Raw genomic sequence first — 19,703 nt, forward strand, 5'->3', positions numbered from 1 at the left:
TGGCCCACCGGGTGATAGGACCATCAGCGATCAGCGCACAGGTGGTGCGTATTGAATGCCACCGTTGGTCCACAGCGCGTTCAGGCCACGATCGATTTCCAGGGGAGTGCTCTTGCCGAGGTTTTTCTCGAACACTTCGCCGTAGTTACCAACCTGCTTGACGATCTGTACGACCCAGTCTTTCTTCACTTTCAGGTCTTTGCCGTATTCGCCGTCGGCACCCAGCAGACGGGCAACGTCCGGGTTCTTGGTGGACTTGGCTTCAGCTTCGACGTTTTTGGAGGTGATACCGGCTTCTTCAGCGTTGAGCATGGCGTAGCCAACCCAGCGCACGATGGCCAGCCACTCGTCGTCACCGTTACGCACGACAGGGCCCAGTGGTTCTTTGGAAATGGTTTCCGGCAGTACCACGTAGTCCTTCGGCGAAGCCAGCTTGCTGCGCTGTGCGTAGAGCTGGGACTTGTCGGAGGTCAGTACGTCGCAACGACCGGATTCCAGCGACTTGGCGCTTTCATCGGAGGTGTCGAACGTGATCGGGGTGTACTTCAGGTTGTTGGCGCGGAAGTAGTCGGAAACGTTCAGCTCAGTGGTGGTACCGGCCTGGATGCAGATGGTTGCACCGTCCAGTTCCTTGGCACTTTTAACGCCCAGCTTGTTGTTCACCAGGAAGCCAACACCGTCGTAGTAGGTGATGAAGCCCGGGAATTTCAGGCCCATGCCGGCATCGCGGGAGCTGGTCATGGTGGTGTTACGCGACAGGATGTCGACTTCGCCAGACTGAAGCGCGGTGAAACGCTCCTTGGCATTCAACTGGCTGAATTTGACCTTGGTTGCGTCGCCGAATACGGCAGCGGCAACGGCACGGCATACGTCAGCGTCGATCCCGAGGATCTTGCCACTCGCGTCCGGCACCGAGAAGCCTGGCAGACCGTCGCTCACGCCACACTGCACAAAGCCTTTCTTCTGCACGGCATCCAGCGTGGCGCCAGCCTGGGCGAAACCACTGACACCCAATACGGCAGCCGCGGTCACGATAGCCAGGGTGGATTTCAATACCTTCATTCAAACCTCCAGTTTTGCTCTTGTTGTGCCTGCGCTCGAACCCCACCGCACCCTTATGAGGCGACATCGACCCGTGTTGGCTTTTTTTGGGGTCAAACAGCATGAGGTTTTTGCTTTAAGTCCAGTTGCTATCCCCCGGGCGTCAGTCACTGATAGTGTTACCGCCTGGGGTGAGCCTTGACATCGAGTTTCACATAGCAAGCCCCGTACCAGACTGGCGGCTGAGTCGTTTCAGCCCATGGTCAAGAGCAAAAGATTCAACCTTGCGACATTCTCTTAACAGATCAACCCGTCGCGCACCGTTCCGATGCACTCAATCGGAGCGCACGCACATATATGGAGCAGACATGACCGAACCCTTGATTCTTCAGCCCGCCAAGCCCGCAGACGCCTGCGTAATCTGGTTGCATGGCCTGGGTGCCGATCGCTACGACTTCCTGCCGGTGGCTGAAACCCTGCAGCAAAAACTCCTGTCGACGCGCTTTGTCCTGCCCCAGGCGCCGACGCGCCCGGTGACCATTAACGGCGGCTATGAGATGCCGAGTTGGTACGACATCAAGGCCATGAGCCCGGCGCGCTCGATCAGCATTGAGGAACTGGAAGCCTCGGCAAAAATGGTCACTGACCTGATCAAGGAACAAAAAAGCACCGGGATAGACGCCTCGCGGATTTTCCTTGCCGGTTTTTCCCAGGGTGGCGCCGTGGTGTTCCACACCGCGTTCTTGAAATGGCAGGGCGCATTGGGTGGCGTAATTGCCCTCTCCACCTACGCTCCCACCTTTGGTGATGAACTGGAATTGTCGGCCAGCCAGCAACGGATTCCGGTGCTGTGCCTGCACGGCCAATACGACGACGTGGTGCAGAACGCCATGGGTCGCAGCGCCTATGAGCATTTGAAGTCGCGCGGTGTCACCGCCACATGGCAGGAATACCCAATGGGCCACGAAGTGTTACCTCAGGAGATACAGGATATCCGTGTCTGGTTGGCCGCCCGTCTGGGCTGAAATCCACCCATTGTGTAGCCGCATGACCAACGCACTACGCCGCGCCCGATTCTTGCATTACACTGGCCGGCGTACATTCCTTAACCAATTGATGAGATGACCGTGCTCAAAGCACTCAAGAAGATGTTCGGTAAAAGCGAGGCTGAGCAGCTCGCGCCAGGTTCCAGTGCCCCCGCCCACGTTCAAGGCAGCCGCAATGACGGCCAGCAGCCTGGCCGGACCGCACCTGTAGCCTCGCCAAAAAAAGAGCCGGTGACCACACCCGCCACGGTTAACGTCGCTGAAGAACCACTCGCCGACAAACCACGCCAGGAAAAGCCGCGCCGTGAACGCGCGCCCAAACCTGTGGTGACTCCCTGGAAACTGGAAGACTTCGCCGTCGAACCCCAGGAAGGCAAAACCCGCTTTCATGATTTCAAGCTCGCCCCGGAACTGATGCACGCCATCCAGGACCTGGGTTTCCCGTACTGCACGCCGATCCAGGCGCAAGTGCTGGGCTTCACCCTCGCCGGCAAAGACGCCATCGGTCGCGCCCAGACCGGCACCGGCAAGACCGCGGCCTTCCTGATCTCGATCATCACCCAGTTGCTGCAAACCCCGCCGCCGAAAGAGCGCTATATGGGTGAGCCACGGGCCCTGATCATCGCCCCGACCCGGGAGCTGGTGGTACAGATCGCCAAGGACGCCGCCGACCTGACCAAATACACCGGCCTCAACGTCATGACGTTTGTCGGTGGCATGGACTTCGACAAGCAGCTCAAGCACCTGGAAGCGCGCCACTGCGACATCCTGGTGGCCACACCGGGCCGCTTGCTGGACTTCAACCAGCGGGGCGACGTGCACCTGGACATGGTCGAAGTGATGGTGCTGGACGAAGCCGACCGCATGCTCGACATGGGTTTCATCCCACAAGTGCGTCAGATCATTCGCCAGACCCCGCCGAAAAACGAACGCCAGACCCTGCTGTTCTCCGCGACCTTCACCGAAGACGTGATGAACCTCGCCAAGCAGTGGACCACTGACCCGTCCATCGTCGAGATCGAGGCACTCAACGTTGCCAGCGAGAACGTCGAACAGCACATCTATGCCGTGGCCGGTGCCGACAAATACAAGCTGCTCTACAACCTGGTCAACGACAACGGTTGGGAGCGGGTCATGGTGTTTGCCAACCGCAAGGACGAAGTGCGACGCATCGAAGAACGCCTGGTGCGTGATGGGGTGAACGCCGCGCAACTGTCCGGCGACGTGCCGCAGCACAAGCGCATCAAGACCCTGGAAGGTTTCCGCGAAGGCAAGATTCGCGTGCTGGTGGCCACCGACGTGGCCGGGCGCGGGATTCACATCGATGGCATCAGCCACGTGATCAACTTCACCCTGCCGGAAGTGCCGGACGACTACGTGCACCGGATTGGCCGTACCGGCCGCGCCGGTGCGGCGGGCGTGTCCATCAGCTTTGCCGGTGAAGACGATTCGTACCAGCTGCCGTCGATCGAAACCTTGCTGGGCCGCAAGATCAGCTGCGAAACGCCGCCGACGCATTTATTGCGTCCGGTGGAGCGCAAGCGCCCTTAGGCTGGAAAGCGAAGCGGGCTTGCCCGCTCCGCAGACAACCAACTACCAGACTATCCGCCATACAGCTCCCCCATGATGGGCTGACGGATACGCGACGTCTCGTCTCTGAACGATTGGTAATAGCCGGAACTACTGGTTGGCGTGTCGACGAACCGGCTGATCGTGGCTTGCGATTGAGGCTGAGCGGAACTGTCTCCCCCGCCCCTCCCAGGTGAGCGTGCGGCTGACGACTTGGTTCTACTTTCGATCGATCTGCCAAGGTTGGTAAATCTCAACACTGCCCTCGTGCCCCCAAAAGCTTGGCTCAATGGGGTAACGCCTTTGTCGGTAAACTTGTAGGTCAGGCCAATCATGCGCCTATACGCTGTGTTTAACGCGGCGCCGATAGGGGTCTGGTCTAATTTGCCGATGCCGGTAAATTTTGCGGCAGCAGAGTTATAGGCCATATGAGCCGAGGTATAAGCGCCAAACACACTCACTGCTAATGAAGCGATAGAGAACGCCAGCGACGCCACCCCCAATTGATTGATGACGCTCGAACGGTCCCAACCCTTTGCCTTGTCGACTGCGGCGACCCCCATCGCTGCACTACTCAGCGTTCCGCTGACAATCCCAAGTCCCGCACCGGTGGTAAGCGCTGCCTTGGACGCGATAGTCATGCCGGTCGTAAAAGTCCCAGCCGCAGCCACAGCCGCAGCAGTCGCAACCGCAGCCGCAAGCGCAGACGTTGCAAAGGCTGTCGCCGTGGCCGCCAAACCTCCGGCAGCCGCTGGCGCTGCCACCGCTCCCGCAGTCGCGACCGTAGCGGCTAAACCCAAGGCCACTGACTTTGTCGCCACTCCTAATGCTCCTACCGCTGCCGCGAGACTGACAGCTCCGAACCCAAACGTTACGACCGAAAGCGCCAGTGCAGTTCCGGTCAACGCCCACTTCAACCACGTGGGCCACAACCCGCTAGGGTCGGCGAGGTTGATCGGGTTACCGGCACAATAGGCATAGCTGTTGATTCCTCCCTCATCAAAAGGGCTTAGCGGATCAGGCTGCAGAAACACCATCAGGTCAGGATTGTAAGCACGCTGACCGTTGCCCAGGAAGTAGAGATTGACCGCCGCATCCAGGCGCTGGCCGTTGAACGCGGGCACTTGCAGATCGGCCATACTGCGGACCTTGCCATCATCCAGAGGAAGCTTCGTATCGCCGAAAGGCGTGTAGTGACGCCATAAGGGAGCCTGGCCCGGCGTCGATGTACCGCGCACGCTACCGCTGGCATCGTTCATATACAGTTGAGGCGAATCCGTCCCCCCCGTGCACATCACAGCCTCATCCACGCCGTAGACATAGCGAATCTTCTTGTCGCCTTCAACCAGCATATCGAGACTTTCACCGGCATACGCCAGCATCACCGGCGGCTCATTAGCCCGCGACGCGAGCACCTGCCGGGACTCGGCATCGTACTGATAGCTGTACTTGAGCGCATCGGCGTGCACTTCGGTCAGTTGCTCGAACCCGTTGAACGTATAGGCCTGGCCGCCTGGACTCGCCTGCAGGTTGCCGGCCGCATCATAAGCGAGGGTAATATCCTGCGCCGGCAAAGTGTGGGTCAAACGGGTCAATTGAGTAGGATCATTACCGGTGAAAAAACGCTCGCAGGTGTCCGCCGTACCGTCGGCAAACACGGTCACGACCGAAGTAATGTTATTGAGGCTGTCAAAGGTGAAATCCTGCGCGACGATGCCACGGCCCAGATGATCCCGGGGGTGTTCAAGCCCCTCGCAGCGATAGGTCTTTAGCCGCAGGAAGGCATCATAGGTGTAGCGCTCGTTGATCAGCTCTCGTGAGCCTGAATCCTTGAGTACGCGGCTCGCCAGCATACTGTTGACGTGATAAGTGCTGGTCATCACATTCAGCAGCGTGCCGTTTTGCTCAAACCGGCGTTCGCTCTCACGCCCCAGTGAATCGTAGGACACCTTGGTGATGACCTCAGTCCTGTCAAAAGAGGTCGTGAGATTTTGCGGGCGGCCCAACGTGTCGTAGGTCTGTTCGACAACCATGGGGCCGCTGATCATTTTTGAAAACCGTCCAAAGGCATCGTACTCGAACTCGCTGTGCTGACCGTCGAGTGAAGTCTGATTCAGCAGGAGCCCGCCGGGGGAAAAGCCGTACTGGGTGCTCAAGGAGGTGGCATTGGCAGTTTGAACTTCTTTCTCCGGATGGCCGTTGGCGTCCAGGAAAAACTCATGGATCAGACCGTTACTCTCCGAACGCTTCAATGCTCCGGTAACCGGGTCATGCTGGTACGTGCTCAACGGCTGTCCCGTCATCTCAATCCGGGTCGGCACATCCAACTCTTTGTCGTAGGTCAGACTCTGACGCCCCCCACGTGGAGAAACCATGGCGACGGGCTCTATCCACCCTGCTTCGTACTCCCATGAAGTGATCGGCCCCGTCCCTCGCGCCTGGCTTGTCATTCGACCCAGGCTGTCATAGCTACGCGTCCCCAGCGGTCTATTGTCGACCGCGAAGCCGCTGATCAACTCACCGCTGGTACCCGCAGCGTAGTCAGTTTTACGTAGCCGTTGCGGCGTGCCGTCAACTGGTTTTTGGAGAGTGGTCACAACCCGGTCGAACGCATCGTAACTCCACTCGGTGGAAGTTTTATTGATATCCACTGCCGTCAGGCAACGACCCAAGCCATCGTAGGTGCGGGACTCGATTTCAACTTTATTGTTGTTGGCATCCAGTCGTTCCACCTTGATCGGCAGGTTTTGCGCATTGAAATAAGTCGTCAGTCGCTCACCGCCGACAACGCCCTCCTCGGTAAGATTAAGCAGCGGATCGTATTCATTGATCGTTACGCTGCCGTCGGGTCGGATGATACGACTGGCGTTGCCCCATCGGCTAAAGACATAGGTGCTTTTCGCCGAGATTATCTTGTTGCCCACATAGTCGAAATGGACCTCTTCCACGGTTTGCCCAAGCGCGTCATACCCCCAGGTTGCAGTGTTACGCTCTTGCTCCTGGTTCGAGCCAAGCAACTCCGCTTCGGCGACCTGTCGTCCGACACCATCAAAATAGGTGATTGCCTTGTTACCTTGCGCATCGGTAGTGATCAGATGGGCACGTTTGGTCGGCGTCGAAAAATGATAGGCATAACTGCGTACCGCTTGCTGTGGCGTGCCGGGGGAAACCGTTTCCGACGTCAAGCGGCCATTGACATCGTATGTCAGGGCCAGTGCGCTACCGCCGTCTCGCGTCATCGACAACAGGCGTCGATTGGCCAGCGAAAGGGTGCGTACCGCTTCAAGCCACTGCCCCTCGCGCCCTTTCAGGCGCCGGGTTTCGACCAGGGAGTCCCCCGAGACGGTATAACTGAAATCACTGACCAACACCTGCCCGTCGACAGTGCTGGTGGAGGTTTTCAGCCGGCCAGCCAACATCACGGGCGTGTCGTAGTAGGTTTGCCTGGTTTCAAATACGCCCGTCTGTTTGGTGGATTCCTGGAGTACGAAATAAGTGCTGCCTGTCTGCGGTAAACGGACATACGTGTATTCCGTGAGCCGGGCCGCAGGCGCACTTCCCACCGGCACCAATCGCTCTTGCTTGAGGTAGCGCTGGAACAAATTGTGCGGGTCGGCCGGGCATTTGCCGCTTTCGCCGGCAATCGGGTAGTAGCTGTACTCAGTGCGCACACCGGAAGCCTCGGTGCGGCTGAGTTCGTTGCCATAGTCGTCCGTCTCGATAGCGGTCGTCACCTCCCTGGGCGTACCACCTGCGACCAGCGCGTAGCGTGTGGTGATGAGCCTGGGTAGTTGAAGGTTCGCCGGCTGTGCCGGAAAAAGCCCGGGAACCATGTTATAGGTAACAGTCGTGGTTGTCCGGGTTCCTTCACGCAGAACCTGTTCCTCAGTCATCAGGTGAAACTTGTTATAGGTGGTGCGACAAGTGCTCAACACGGCGTCGTTATTGGCGATGTCGTTGCAAGTTTCTTCCGTCCAGTAATCATAGTCACCGCCGATCCGGTAAAGATTGTCTTCTCCTTCCACAAAGCCATTATTAAAGGGAAATCCAGTGAAGTTTTTTCCAGGGCTGTAGTTGTACCTCCTCATCATCGACGGCTGGTAGGCGCCTGGGGTTTGCCGCCAGCTCAGCACTCTTGGAATGTACTGATTGTTTCCATATTGAAAGCCATTCTCTTCATAGCTGATTAACTCAGTCCCTCCCATGGGCGACTTGACCTCCGTGATGGGGATCAGGCCATTGCGAAACGGCGTACGGTAAACAAACTCATAGGCAGGAACACCAGAATCCTGCGTACTCTCATAGGGTGCAGTGACGCTGACCAACTGACTGTTACTTCCCGCATAGGAGAATCGTGTACGCGCATAACGTCCGCCGTCGACCCGCACATCAGCCGTTACCAATCTGGCGTTGATATAAGTCAGTAACAGCAAATCTTCCCCCGCCCCGTTGAATACTCGCTCCAACGGGCCACCGCCCTGGTAACGGAAATTCAAACGATCGCCGTTTTCAAACTGGATAGCAGTGATCTTGTAGGGGCCGGAGCTGCTGGGGCGACCCAATTCTTCGACGGTACCATCCTTGTAGATTACATGAAGCATGGCCTCGGCCACTCGCTTAACCACCACGTCCTGAAGTTTGCGATCCTTGATCACCAGCGTGCGTCCCACAGACGGCAAGCTCTGAGTTTGAAATTGCTCTCCCGTGAGCAACGTCAAGCTTGAGCGACTTGGGTCGAACTCGGTGTTACTCATGCGCCAGCCTGCACCATAATGACCTGAACCCGATGAGTTCAACATAGAAAACGAGAGCGTTAGATCACGGCTCACCTCAAGCGGTCCTCTTGGAACCAGGGTTGCGAGATGAATTACACAACCGTACTGACCGGTTCGCAAATCAACCGCCCCATTCAAATGGGAACTAAAGTTAAATGCGTTGGAGTAGACATTCATAATTATAAAAGTCCATTCTAAACAAAAATAGCAGCACGAACCTGCGAACCCTTGGTTTCAATCTAGCTTCTCAACTGAAGGACATTTCTATCATCAAGCCAGCCAATATAAAATACATGTTCACAGCCAAAGTTATCCCATAAGCGCCAAGGGCTATTATTATCGCCATCTCTAGTATCGATCCATCCTCTGAATCTAATAGCCCGCATAATGGTAGGTCTCATACTGAAGCGTATGCTCGGACTCCCGGTAACGCCTCGCTGAACCATATCCATCCGTAAACCCGCACCAGATGAAGCACGAATCACGCCACCCTTCATTCGAATACCATGGTTCCCCACATGCCAAACATACGACGTTTCGAAAGCCTGACCTTCGTTATTGACTGGCACAGGATTAAGTAGCCCAAGGTTATCGAGAAACGTAATACCGCTGGGAGGCGTGTAGTAATAAACATCAACATCAACCCCCTTACTTCCTCCGAAGGCATAGGCATCAGCATCCATATAAAGAGTTAGGTCCGAGGCTTTCAAGACATACGGGGTAACAGGCGTAATCTCCACATAAGTCCGATTATTGGAATTAGTCGTATACACCTTTCCTCCCACGACAATAGACCCCATAAAGCGTTGAGTATCGGAAGGCGTACCGGGACTACAGCGCAAGTAACGAGGAATAAGCTCAATGGGAGCTACAACCGGGGCAGGTATAATTTCAGCTGATGGTTCTGAACCAAAAGTCCTGAGTCCCGTGTCATACTTATTCTTATCATGATCACAACTCCAGCCAGAGGGTAGCGGTAGACTGGGACCTCCAAACGCCGTAACGGTTGCACTGTAAGTTTCTTCTTTACTTAAAGGCACGTCCTTCCAGGTTCCGTCCTGTTGCTCAACCTCTTTGACGACCAATAAATTAACCCTACACTGGTGGCGACCATTTTTATAGAGTGCATTAGTGTGCAACTGCCCACTGGGCAGGGCGATTTCAATTGTTTTTACGTGAACATCACCTGCAGCCATTTCAACCTCCATAAGACCGCGCCCACAATAGTTTCAGCACAAGCCTTGTCAGTAATGTGTATACATCGACATCACTAGTTAAAACCCAAAAAAGATCCTGCTCTACTGTCAAATCTGACAGTAGAACAAGCTTTTTAAGTTATTTAAGAAATAAGAAAGTATTGCTTATGCCTTACTTATATTTACCCCGCAATCGTGTCCACCGCCGGGACGTGGAGTTCTGCAGCATGTTCTTCTATTCAGAGGCGCCCCGTGCCTACTGAGCCCGTAAAATCAACGAAGATCAAAACGTGAAGGCGGGCTTGTGTAGAAGCGAGCAAGCCTGCACATTTGATTTCAGCACTTTCAAACTCAAGGAGGAACACATGAACCTGGCCGACTACCTCATCATCGGCGGTGGCATCGCTGGCGCATCCGCCGGCTACTGGCTGTCACACCATGCCCGCGTCATTGTGCTGGAGCGCGAGTCGATGCCGGGCTACCACTCCACCGGCCGCTCCGCCGCCCTGTACATCGCCGCCTACGGCACACCCCAGGTGCGCGCACTGACCCTCGGCAGCCGCACCTTCTTCGATAACCCGCCAGCGGGCTTTGCCGAGCACTCGCTGCTCACCCCTCGCGGTGAATTGTTAGTGGACTTTACCGGCGATCCCGATGAGCTGCAGCGCCATTACCTGAGCGCCAAAGCCCTGGTGCCGGAAACGCGACTGCTCGACGTCGAGGAGTCGATGGTCATGATGCCGATCCTGCGCCGGGAAAAAGTCCATGGCGGGATCTACGACCCGACCGTCTGTGACATCGATACCGATGCGCTCTATCAGGGCTACTTGCGTGGCATTCGGCGCAATGGCGGTGAAATCCATACCGACAACGATGTGCAGAAACTGACCCGTGACGCTCAAGGACTGTGGCAGGTGCGCACCGCGCAACAGCACTTCAGCACCCCGGTGATCATCAACGCCGCCGGCGCCTGGGCCGATCACATCGGTGAGTTGGCCGGTGCACAGAAAATCGGCCTGCAACCCAAGCGCCGCAGCGCTTTCGTCTTCGCCCCGCCTGCCGAATTGAACACCCACGCATGGCCGGAGCTGGCCGCTCTCGACGGCTCGTTCTATATGAAACCCGACGCCGGCATGTTCCTCGGCTCACCGGCCAATGCCGACCCGGTAGAGCCACACGATGTGCAGCCGGAAGAGCTGGACATTGCCACGGGCATCTATCACATCGAAGAAGCCACCACCCTGACCATCCGCCGCCCCGCACGGACTTGGGCCGGGCTGCGCAGTTTCGTCAGCGATGGTGACCTGGTCTGCGGGTTCGATCCACAGGTGGAGGGATTGTTCTGGATTGCGGCTCAGGGCGGCTATGGGATTCAGACCTCACCGGCCATGGGCCAGGCCAGTGCGGCGCTGGTGCGCGGGAAGCCGTTGCCGGATGCATTGGCGGCGTTCGGATTGACCGAAGCGATGCTGTCGCCCCACCGGCTGCAAGCCTCGACCTGACCCCAGTGGCGAGGGAGCTTGCTCCCACTGGAGTGCGTAGCGCTCCCGCTTTTTTGGGGCCGCTACGCAGCCCAGCGGGAGCAAGCTCCCTCGCCACCGCAAGCTCCCTCACCACACGCGCCGTTATTTCCAGCGGTCGGCAGCAGCGTGATCGCTGTCGCGCCCTTCCACCCAGCGCGGCCCTTCGCTCGTGTTTTCCTTCTTCCAGAACGGCGCCCGCGTCTTCAGGTAGTCCATCACGAACGCGCAAGCATCGAACGCCGCCTGACGATGGGCACTGGCCGCCGCCACGAACACGATCGGTTCACCCGGCTCCAGGGCGCCGATGCGGTGCAGCACTTCCAGCTTGAGCAGCGGCCAGCGTTGCTCGGCCTCCACGGCGATTTTGCCGAGGGCTTTTTCAGTCATGCCCGGATAGTGTTCGAGGAACATCCCCGCCACATCCAGGCCATCATTGAAGTCACGCACATAGCCGACAAAACTCACCACCGCGCCCACGCCCGCATTGGCCGCATGCATCGCATTAACCTCGGCACCGGGATCAAACGCCTCGGCCTGCACCCGAATCGCCATGGTCAGCCTCCGGTCACGGGCGGGAAGAATGCCACTTCGTCGCCATCAACGAGCGGCTCATCCAGCGAACACAGCTCTTCGTTACGGGCGCACATCAAGCCGGTTTCGTTGAGCACTTCAAAGCCGGGGTCGCCAGCCAAGGCCTGGCGCACGGCGTCGATCGTGGCGAATTCGCCTTCAACCTCCAGCGAGTCCAGGTCCACGGCTTCACGGTAGCGCGCAAAAAACAGTACGTTGATGCTCATGCCTGGTCCGCCTTGAAATGCCCGCTCTTGCCGCCGAGTTTTTCCAGCAGCCGAATGGTTTCGATGGTCATGCCACGGTCCACGGCCTTGCACATGTCGTAGATCGTCAGGGCGGCGACGCTGGCCGCGGTCAGCGCTTCCATCTCCACGCCGGTCTGGCCGGAGAGTTTGCAGCGGGCGATGATGTGCACCGCGTCCAGGCCATCGGCGCTGAGTTCAACCTTGACCCCGGTGAGCATCAGCGGGTGGCACAGGGGAATCAGGTCACTGGTCTTCTTTGCTGCCTGGATCCCGGCGATGCGGGCCACGGCAAACACGTCGCCCTTGGGGTGGGCGCCGTCGACAATCATTTTCAAGGTCTCGGGCAACATGCGCACCCGCGCTTCGGCCACGGCTTCACGGAACGTCACGGCTTTTTCAGTGACGTCGACCATATGGGCGCGACCTTGGGAATCGAGATGAGTCAGCACAGGGATACTCCTGATCAGGAGCGGCAATTGTAAACCTGTGAGTCAATTTTGCGCAGGGCTGTTTATCCCATGAATAAAGGGGCGCACTGATCCCTCGGTGCGCCCCCTCACAGGCAACAATGCGGCGTTAGAAGCGGAAGGTAAATCCGGCATTGATCCCGTTGTTATTGCCCCGGTTGGACAGCAGACCGCTGTAGCTCAAGGACACCAGCGTGTCCTTGGTCAAGGCCATCTCCGCACTGGCCTTGATGACTGCTCCATCACGGGCTACCGGCACGCTGTTGACGGCAAACGCAGTGTCGCTGCCGGCAAATTTCAGCGAGGCCTCACGGTCGGTATCCCCCAACTGATGCTCCCAGCCCAGTTCACCGCGCAACGTCACGGCCGAGGTGGAGCTGACCGGCAATTGGGTATGCGCACGCAGACCCAACGTCGAGAGCGTGGCGTCCTGGCTTTGCTTACTGGCATGCACGGCCGCGGCGCCGCCTTTCTCTTTGAACGAATTGCTTTGGTAGTTCAGGTAAGTCAGGTTGGCGAAGGGCTCGACAAACGCCCATTGGGTGTAGCCGATTTCGCCGAACACCTGATCGGTGCGAGCACTGTAGTCGGCCTTGTCGTAGTCCGACTGGTTGGCGTAAGCCACTCGCCGCGAGCTGTCGATACGGTGCCAGGTGGTGGCGCCGCCCAAGCGCAGAGCGACGGCCTCGAAGCGTTTACCGCCGTAGACCGACAGGTGATAGTTATCGCTGTCTGCCGATGCCGAGGCGTCGCCATTGAGATGACTCTGGGTATAGCCGGTCGCTGCGCCCAAACGCCAGCCGTCGCCGACCTCAGTGTCCAGGCCGAGCAGCACACCGCTGGTGGACGAGGAGTAGCCACTGGCGTTGTTGTCACCACTGACGTTATCGCGACCGCCCAGCAGTTGCACCCAGCCACCGTTGTCGCTGGCCTGGATCTGCGCACTGGAATCCAGTGCCTGAGCCTGTTGCAGACGGCCGTTGACGGCTTCGCGAATGTAACGACTGTCGGCCATTTGCGCCGCCGCCACATCCGAGTGCAGTTGCCCCGAGAGTTGCTTGAACGCGTCCCGCGCCTGGGCCACCGAGTCTGACGCCAGCAGGCTTTCATACACGGGGCTGCCGTTGCCCAAGGTCTCCACTGCCGTGGCCACGGCGCGTTCGTTGCGGGTTTGCGCGACGCTGGCAAAGGTCGTCTGGTTGCGCTCCACCGCAAGGCTCAGCAGGTTCGGCTGATAGTTCAACTGGGTGCCGATAAACAGGTAGTTGGGTGAGATCGTCGCAAACTGGCCATTGATGCCTTGGTTGGCGCTGAGGATGCTGTACTGCTGGCCCAGCAGGCTGCGGGCTTCGGTGGCGGACAGCAGATTGGGGCTGTTCTCCAGGGAAACGGTGACCACACCGCCATTGAGGGTGGCGGTGCCGCTGCTCTGAATCTGATCGCTTCGCCCGTTCGGACCAACCTCTACGGCGTACACCGAGCCAGAGTTGAAGGTCACGTCGCCCGTGTGCAGCGTGCCGATCGAATGCCCCGGTGCCACGCGGCCACCGTTGTTGACGATCAAGGCGCCCACCGTGCCGTTGCCGGCCAGCGTGCCGGCCTGGGTGGTGGTCACACCGTTATCTGCGCTCACCGTGCCCACCGCGCTGCCATCCACCGTTACAGCCGAGGTCAACGCGCCGTCCACCGACAGCTTGCCGCCGCGTACCCAGGTGCTGCCTGAATAGGTGTTCTGGCCTTCCAGCACCAGTTCACCGTCTCCGGACTTGGCCAGGCTGCCGACGTAAGTGTTGCCGGTGAGCAGGTCCTTGCCGCGTGCCAACGTCGCCTGCTCCCGCGCGCTGCCGATTTCGTATTGAAACTGATCGTCCGCCGATGCATTAGCGGGCAAGCCGTTGAGCCAACCTTTTTGCTGTTTGGTGGCGGTCCAGGTCACCTGTTCGGTGGCATCTTCCAAGCGACGGGCGCGGATTGCCTCGTCGGAAATCGGGTTAGCCCAGATATCGCGAGTACCGGTGGGCAATGCCACCGCCACCGAGCCGAGGAACTGCCCCGGCCCCTGCATGGCTTTTTGCAGGTTGGGCAAACCCCAACCGCTGACCACGCCGGGCACTTGCGGCGTACCCGGCGCAGCATCGTGCACCGGTTGCAGGTTGTCGTAGGTGCGGCCACCGGTCTGGTCTCCCACCGGCGTGTCCGGACCGTCCGGCGCTTGCAGGCTGGAGGTGGTGAGCAATACATCGCGGGCCTGGCTGGCGGTCATGTAGGGGAAGCGCTGAATCACCAGGGCCAGGGCACCGGAAACGCTCGGCGCGGCGGCGGATGTGCCGTTGGCATTGGGGATGATTTCACCCTCGGGCCCGGTGGACGGAATCCCCGAAACGCCCATCACGCACCACCACTTCGAGGTGCCGCAGCGGTTATACACCTGGGCGCTGGTCTCGTCGTAACCGGTGATCGAAAGGAATTTGGCTTCGATGTCGGGCTTGAAAAACGGCAGGTTGGCGTTGGTATCCGGGTTGGCCCCGTGGCTGTCGTTGCCCGCTGAGATGATCTGAATGAAGGTGTTTTGCCGCGCCGCGTCGGCCATCGCGTCCATCCAGGTTTTCTGCCCGGCGTGGGCCTTGTCCCAGAACGGGCGATAGGCGGCGGTCATGTCGCGCAAGTTGTCCGCCGCGCTGTCGCCGACATTGCCGAAGTGGTTCTCTACGTCGTTGCGCGAGTTTTGCCCCCAGCTCTGGTTGACGATGGACACATTCTTTGCGGCCAGGGCATTGTAGCTGGCCATGAAGGCGTTGTAGTCGAGGTCATTGGAACCCTGGAAACGGTTGTCATCGGTGCCGCCGGTATTGGCCACAAAGATGTTTGCGTCAAAGGCAATGCCATGCATGCCCGTGCCGTTGCGACTGGCGCCCAATACACCGGACATTTCCGTGCCGTGGCCGTCGTTGATGACCGGGTCGTACTCGCCGGAAATACTGAAGTGCTCGCCCTTTTGAAACTCACCATCCGGGGTGTCGTGGAGATAGCGCGGATGGGTGGCGTAGTACTCACCGGTGGACGTCACCGCCTGCACCCGATCCTGGCCCTGGGCGTTCTTGCCCTGGAACTCGAAATGCTCGGTGAGGATGCCGGAGTCCAGCACGCCGACATTCACGCCCTTGCCGGTCATGCCCAAGGCATAGGCGTAATACGCATTGGTGCGGTCCAGGCCGGAGTTGACCTGGGCTTCCGGGGTCTTCCAGGTTTGCGCGTTGGCGCTCCAGTCACGTGTAGCGCCCGCCCAGGATTGACCGGCATTCAGTTGCCCGTTGAGGTTGCTGCTGACGCCCGGTTCTACATAGACATAGGGCTTGGCGGCGGGCAGATTGGCGATGATGGCCTTGGAAAAATCGAGAATATCGGCGGTGTAACGGCCGCTGTTGCTGAACAACCGACTGCGGTAATAGTCCAGACGCGAGGCATAGTCCAGCGGCCGTTTGGTGTCGCCGAGCATCGCGCCAATCGTCAGGTTTTCCGGCTGCAGTTCGTAGTGTTGCTTGAGGGCCGAATCGAACTTGTCGGACTGCGCGGCAAAGTCCTTGGCCGCGAGGTCAACGATGTCCGCGTAGGCAAACCGCAGGTTCTTGTAGACATCGGTGTTGGGGCCAAACGAAGCAACCGCGTTCCTGAAGGCCGACTCCAGCACCTGAGCCGTGTAGGGGTTGCTGTCATCCGCCCGGGCCATGGGACCTTGCCCCAGCCATAGCGCCAATCCGAGTGCGATGGGTGTGAGGGGTATCGATTTGAAACCTGCAGTGCCTTTGCGCTGAGGCAAAGTAGAGCCATTACCTGCTACGTCCATGTTCCTTTCCCTTTAGATAAGTGCGTCGTCAATGAGCGATGTATCGGGCTTTTTGTAATAGGCAGGGTCACGCTGAAACCCGTAAGAGGTCTCCAATGCGTCGTCGAATTGATGAGGCGGTTTTCCGACGGAGGCCCGGCGTCGTTCTTATTCTGTTTTTTGTGCCGGCCAAAAAATGTAACAAAATAATTACAATCGCCACAAGCACCTAAACGCAGGTCAAGGAAAACAAATTTCACCCACAGCAAAAACCCCGGACTTCGTGAGAAATCCGGGGTGGTTCGTGGCATTTAGCCACCAGTTAAGACCGTTGTGTTTACAGATGCGACTCTGCGTATTCAGCCAGAATCGAGCGAGGGACACCTTGCAGGGCGATATGCACGCCGTTCGGGAAGTCCTTGAAGCGTTCCGTCAGGTAAGTCAGCCCGGAGCTGGTCGCGGACAGGTAAGGGGTGTCGATCTGTGCCAGGTTGCCCAGGCACACCACTTTGGAACCGGCGCCGGCACGGGTGATGATGGTTTTCATCTGGTGCGGCGTCAGGTTCTGGCATTCATCAATCAAAATCAGGCTTTGCTGGAAGCTGCGACCTCGAATGTAGTTGAGGGATTTGAACTGCAACGGCACTTTGCTGAGGATGTAGTCGACGCTGCCATGGGTGTTTTCGTCATCCATGTGCAAGGCTTCGAGGTTGTCGGTGATCGCCCCCAGCCACGGCTCCATTTTTTCCGCTTCGGTGCCGGGCAGGAAGCCGATTTCCTGGTCCAGGCCCTGCACGCTGCGGGTGGCGATGATGCGGCGATAGCGCTTGGTCACCATGGTCTGTTCGATGGCGGCAGCCAGGGCGAGGATGGTTTTCCCCGAACCTGCGGCGCCGGTCAGGTTGACCAGGTGGATGTCCGGATCAAGCAAGGCATACAGCGCCAGGCTCTGGTAGATATCACGCGGTTTCAGGCCCCAGGCTTCCTGGTGCAACAGGGGTTCCTGATGCAGGTCGAGGATCAGCAGCTTGTCGACCTGGATCTCTTTGATCCAGCCCACAAAGCCCTGTTCGTCGATGATGAATTCGTTGATGTGCACCGCCGGCAGGTTGTCGATCAGCTGTACCTGGTGCCAGGTGCGGCCATGGTCCTGACGGGTTTCGACCTTGCTGACGCGATCCCAGAACGAGCCGGTCATGGTGTGATAACCACGGGACAGCATCGACACGTCGTCGACCAGTTGGTCGGTACTGTAGTCCTCGGCAGCGATCCCACACGCTCGTGCCTTGAGGCGCATATTGATGTCTTTGGTCACCAGCACCAGGCGCAGGTCCTTGTCGCGTGCGTGCAGGTCGATCAATTGGTTGATGATTTTGTTGTCGTTCAGATTTTCCGGCAGCAGGCTGTTGGGCTCGCTGCGCTTGCTCATCAGAATCGACAGCAAGCCCTTGGGCCCGCTTTTGCCACGCTGGATCGGTACGCCCACCTCGACATCGTCGGGGGAGGCTTCGCCGAGGGTCTTGTCGATCAGGCGGATGGCCTGGCGGCATTCGGCGGCAACGCTGTGGTGCCCGCTTTTGAGTTTGTCGAGCTCCTCAAGCACGATCATCGGGATGGCGACGTGGTGTTCTTCGAAGTTAAGCAGTGCGTTTGGATCGTGAATCAGTACGTTGGTATCAAGCACATAAAGGATTGGCTGGTCGGAAGAAGGGTTACGTCCATGATCATCCATACTCGGTCACCTTTGTGGGAGCCAGTCGACGCAATACCACGACAGTGCTGCGCCTCGATTCGACCGTCGAACGCACTTGAGTGGCGTCAAGTGCGGTGCACACAAGAGGTGTCTTGGAAGACGCCACCTGTGTTGCAGGTTTCGGCTGTCTGTCTTCGTAATACCGCAAAACACATGACAGGAAAAAGCACTTTGACGCTTTTTTGAAGTTTATTTTTCAGGATGACGAATAGCACTAGGCGAGCCGGCATTGCACCGTTAAAGTCGGAAGTCCGCCTGTATCGAAATATCTCCCAAATTCTCCCCTAAAAAACCTCAGCCCCAACAGGGCCGGGCTCTTTGTGATTTTTTCAGCGAAACGCTTCCCGGCAATCCTGCCAGCCGAGTCCACTTTCTGCCGTGGCGTGTAAAAGCCAGGGCAATGCGATGCGTGCCTTGTCCTGGGTGTCGTGGAATACGATCACCCCGCGCCGCCACAGCAGCATCAGCGTGAGCACGCGGTTGGCCGATTCATCGGCCTTGAGCTTGCCGGGCTCGTCTTCTGAATCAATGTCCCACAACGCCACTTGCAGCCCTTGTGCCTGGAAGAAGCCCTGGCTGTCGGACCGGCGCTGGCCGTAGGGTGGGCGGAACAGCGGTACGTAATTTTCCGGCATCAGGTTCTGGGCCAGAGAGGCGCTGCGGGTGATGGACGACTGCCAGTCGACCCAGTGGCTATGGGAGCGGTATTGCCAACCCTGGGTGCCGACGCACTGGCCCTGGTACAGCGCCTGCACATCGGTGGCCGAGCTTTTCTCGACGCGGGTTTGCAGGCTGTTGCCCAGCACAAAGAAAAGGCTGTGCATTTTCTGTTTGCGCAGGTAGTCGGTAAGCCAGTCGGTGTTGCCGCTGACGGGGGATGGGCCGCTGTCGAAGGTCAGCAGGAACATCCGGTCGTTGAGCTCGTCGCCGTTGCGTTCGTGGTCGCCGAAGCGGGCGATTTCGCTGCTGATCTGGGGGAACAGGGCGGCCTTGCGCAATTCTTCATCGAGGTAGCGTTCGTGGAATGCGCGACTGGGGCCGGCCCAGCCTATATAGAAGGAGTTGTCGCTCACTTCGAATTTGGCGGCTTGTTCGCGCAGGTCGTCCATGTTTTCCACCAGGTAGCAGAAGGAGGCGTCCTGTTCGCAGCTTTGTTGGGCGAAGGTGTAGTTTTCCAATAGCCGTTGCCACAGTTGGCGGCGCAGGTCGTCGATGGAGGCCAGGTTGATGATCTTCAGGCCAAGGCGCTGCTTGAGGGCGGGCTCGTCGAGGGCTTCGCTGGCCAGCAGGGTGTGGGCGAACATCAGGATTTCTGCGCGTGAGGCGACGTCGAACAGGGCGGGATTGCTGAGGCGTTCGGGCCAGGTGCCGCGGTCCAGGGTCGCGACGTCCACGGGGGCGGCTTGGGCGCCCAGGCAGATGAGCCAGGCTGACAGTAAAAGCGCAATTCGCACGAAGGGTCTCCCTTTCCAGAGTCGTCGGGCACTATAGCCGATCACATCAGCCGGGATGCCATTGGGCGAGGTTCGACTTGAACGTCCCTCTGGCGGCCAGTACAGAAAAGTCCGACATCCCTCCGCACTCGTACGGGTAAGAGCGCTCTTGATTTGCGCCACTCTATTGAAGAGTCAGGTCACTACTTCCTAGCATCGCCGCCCGTGTCAACTGCACTGGCGCATCACAGGAGGTTCC

General features: G+C 58.5%; 12 protein-coding genes. 3 read left to right on the plus strand and 9 right to left on the minus strand.

Going from position 1 to position 19,703, the window contains the following annotated elements; translation table 11 throughout:
• Positions 1-30 precede the first annotated feature (30 nt).
• Entirely contained in the window at positions 31-1,062 is a 1,032-nt protein-coding gene (locus LIY45_RS06475; RefSeq protein ID WP_010170392.1) for an amino acid ABC transporter substrate-binding protein, read from the minus strand.
• 347 nt (positions 1,063-1,409) lie between these two features.
• Here LIY45_RS06475 and LIY45_RS06480 point away from each other — a divergent pair, with 347 nt between their 5' ends.
• Both LIY45_RS06480 and rhlB read left to right on the plus strand, forming a co-directional pair.
• The gene (locus tag LIY45_RS06480) at positions 1,410-2,066 is read left to right on the plus strand and encodes an alpha/beta hydrolase (protein WP_226475716.1); all 657 of its coding nucleotides are present in this window, start codon (positions 1,410-1,412) and stop codon (positions 2,064-2,066) included.
• A gap of 96 nt (positions 2,067-2,162) precedes the next feature.
• The gene (rhlB, locus tag LIY45_RS06485; RefSeq protein WP_226475717.1) at positions 2,163-3,638 is read left to right on the plus strand and encodes an ATP-dependent RNA helicase RhlB; all 1,476 of its coding nucleotides are present in this window, start codon (positions 2,163-2,165) and stop codon (positions 3,636-3,638) included.
• 50 nt (positions 3,639-3,688) lie between these two features.
• Here rhlB and LIY45_RS06490 read toward each other — a convergent pair whose 3' ends face one another.
• Positions 3,689-8,608 (minus strand): RHS repeat-associated core domain-containing protein, encoded by a 4,920-nt coding sequence (locus LIY45_RS06490; RefSeq protein ID WP_226475718.1) that lies wholly within the window; start codon positions 8,606-8,608, stop codon positions 3,689-3,691.
• A 62-nt stretch (positions 8,609-8,670) separates the two neighbouring features.
• A complete protein-coding gene (locus LIY45_RS06495) occupies positions 8,671-9,627 on the minus strand; it encodes a hypothetical protein (RefSeq protein WP_226475719.1) in 957 nt (318 codons plus the stop codon).
• 365 nt (positions 9,628-9,992) lie between these two features.
• Here LIY45_RS06495 and LIY45_RS06500 point away from each other — a divergent pair, with 365 nt between their 5' ends.
• Positions 9,993-11,129: an FAD-binding oxidoreductase gene (locus tag LIY45_RS06500; RefSeq protein ID WP_226475720.1), complete on the plus strand. Its 1,137-nt coding sequence runs from the start codon at positions 9,993-9,995 to the stop codon at positions 11,127-11,129.
• A 123-nt stretch (positions 11,130-11,252) separates the two neighbouring features.
• Here the strand turns inward: LIY45_RS06500 and moaE are convergent, their stop codons facing one another.
• From moaE to LIY45_RS06530, 6 genes are all read right to left on the minus strand, one after another.
• Positions 11,253-11,702 carry a molybdopterin synthase catalytic subunit MoaE gene (gene moaE, locus LIY45_RS06505; protein WP_017480023.1) on the minus strand — a complete coding sequence of 150 codons (450 nt, stop codon included), beginning with the start codon at positions 11,700-11,702 and terminating at the stop codon, positions 11,253-11,255.
• A 2-nt stretch (positions 11,703-11,704) separates the two neighbouring features.
• Complete coding sequence (moaD, locus tag LIY45_RS06510; RefSeq protein ID WP_017480022.1) at positions 11,705-11,947, minus strand: molybdopterin converting factor subunit 1; 243 nt, start codon at positions 11,945-11,947, stop codon at positions 11,705-11,707.
• Complete coding sequence (gene moaC, locus LIY45_RS06515) at positions 11,944-12,417, minus strand: cyclic pyranopterin monophosphate synthase MoaC (RefSeq protein ID WP_017480021.1); 474 nt, start codon at positions 12,415-12,417, stop codon at positions 11,944-11,946. The genes moaD and moaC overlap by 4 nt, the downstream gene beginning before the upstream one ends.
• A gap of 127 nt (positions 12,418-12,544) precedes the next feature.
• Positions 12,545-16,279: an autotransporter serine protease gene (locus tag LIY45_RS06520; protein WP_226475721.1), complete on the minus strand. Its 3,735-nt coding sequence runs from the start codon at positions 16,277-16,279 to the stop codon at positions 12,545-12,547.
• Between the two features lie 316 nt (positions 16,280-16,595).
• Complete coding sequence (locus LIY45_RS06525) at positions 16,596-17,990, minus strand: PhoH family protein (RefSeq protein WP_010170407.1); 1,395 nt, start codon at positions 17,988-17,990, stop codon at positions 16,596-16,598.
• Between the two features lie 350 nt (positions 17,991-18,340).
• Complete coding sequence (locus LIY45_RS06530; protein WP_226475722.1) at positions 18,341-19,465, minus strand: polysaccharide deacetylase family protein; 1,125 nt, start codon at positions 19,463-19,465, stop codon at positions 18,341-18,343.
• Positions 19,466-19,703: the final 238 nt, after the last annotated feature.

It is taken from the genome of Pseudomonas sp. MWU16-30323, assembly GCF_020515595.1.
Lineage (GTDB): Bacteria > Pseudomonadota > Gammaproteobacteria > Pseudomonadales > Pseudomonadaceae > Aquipseudomonas > Aquipseudomonas yamanorum.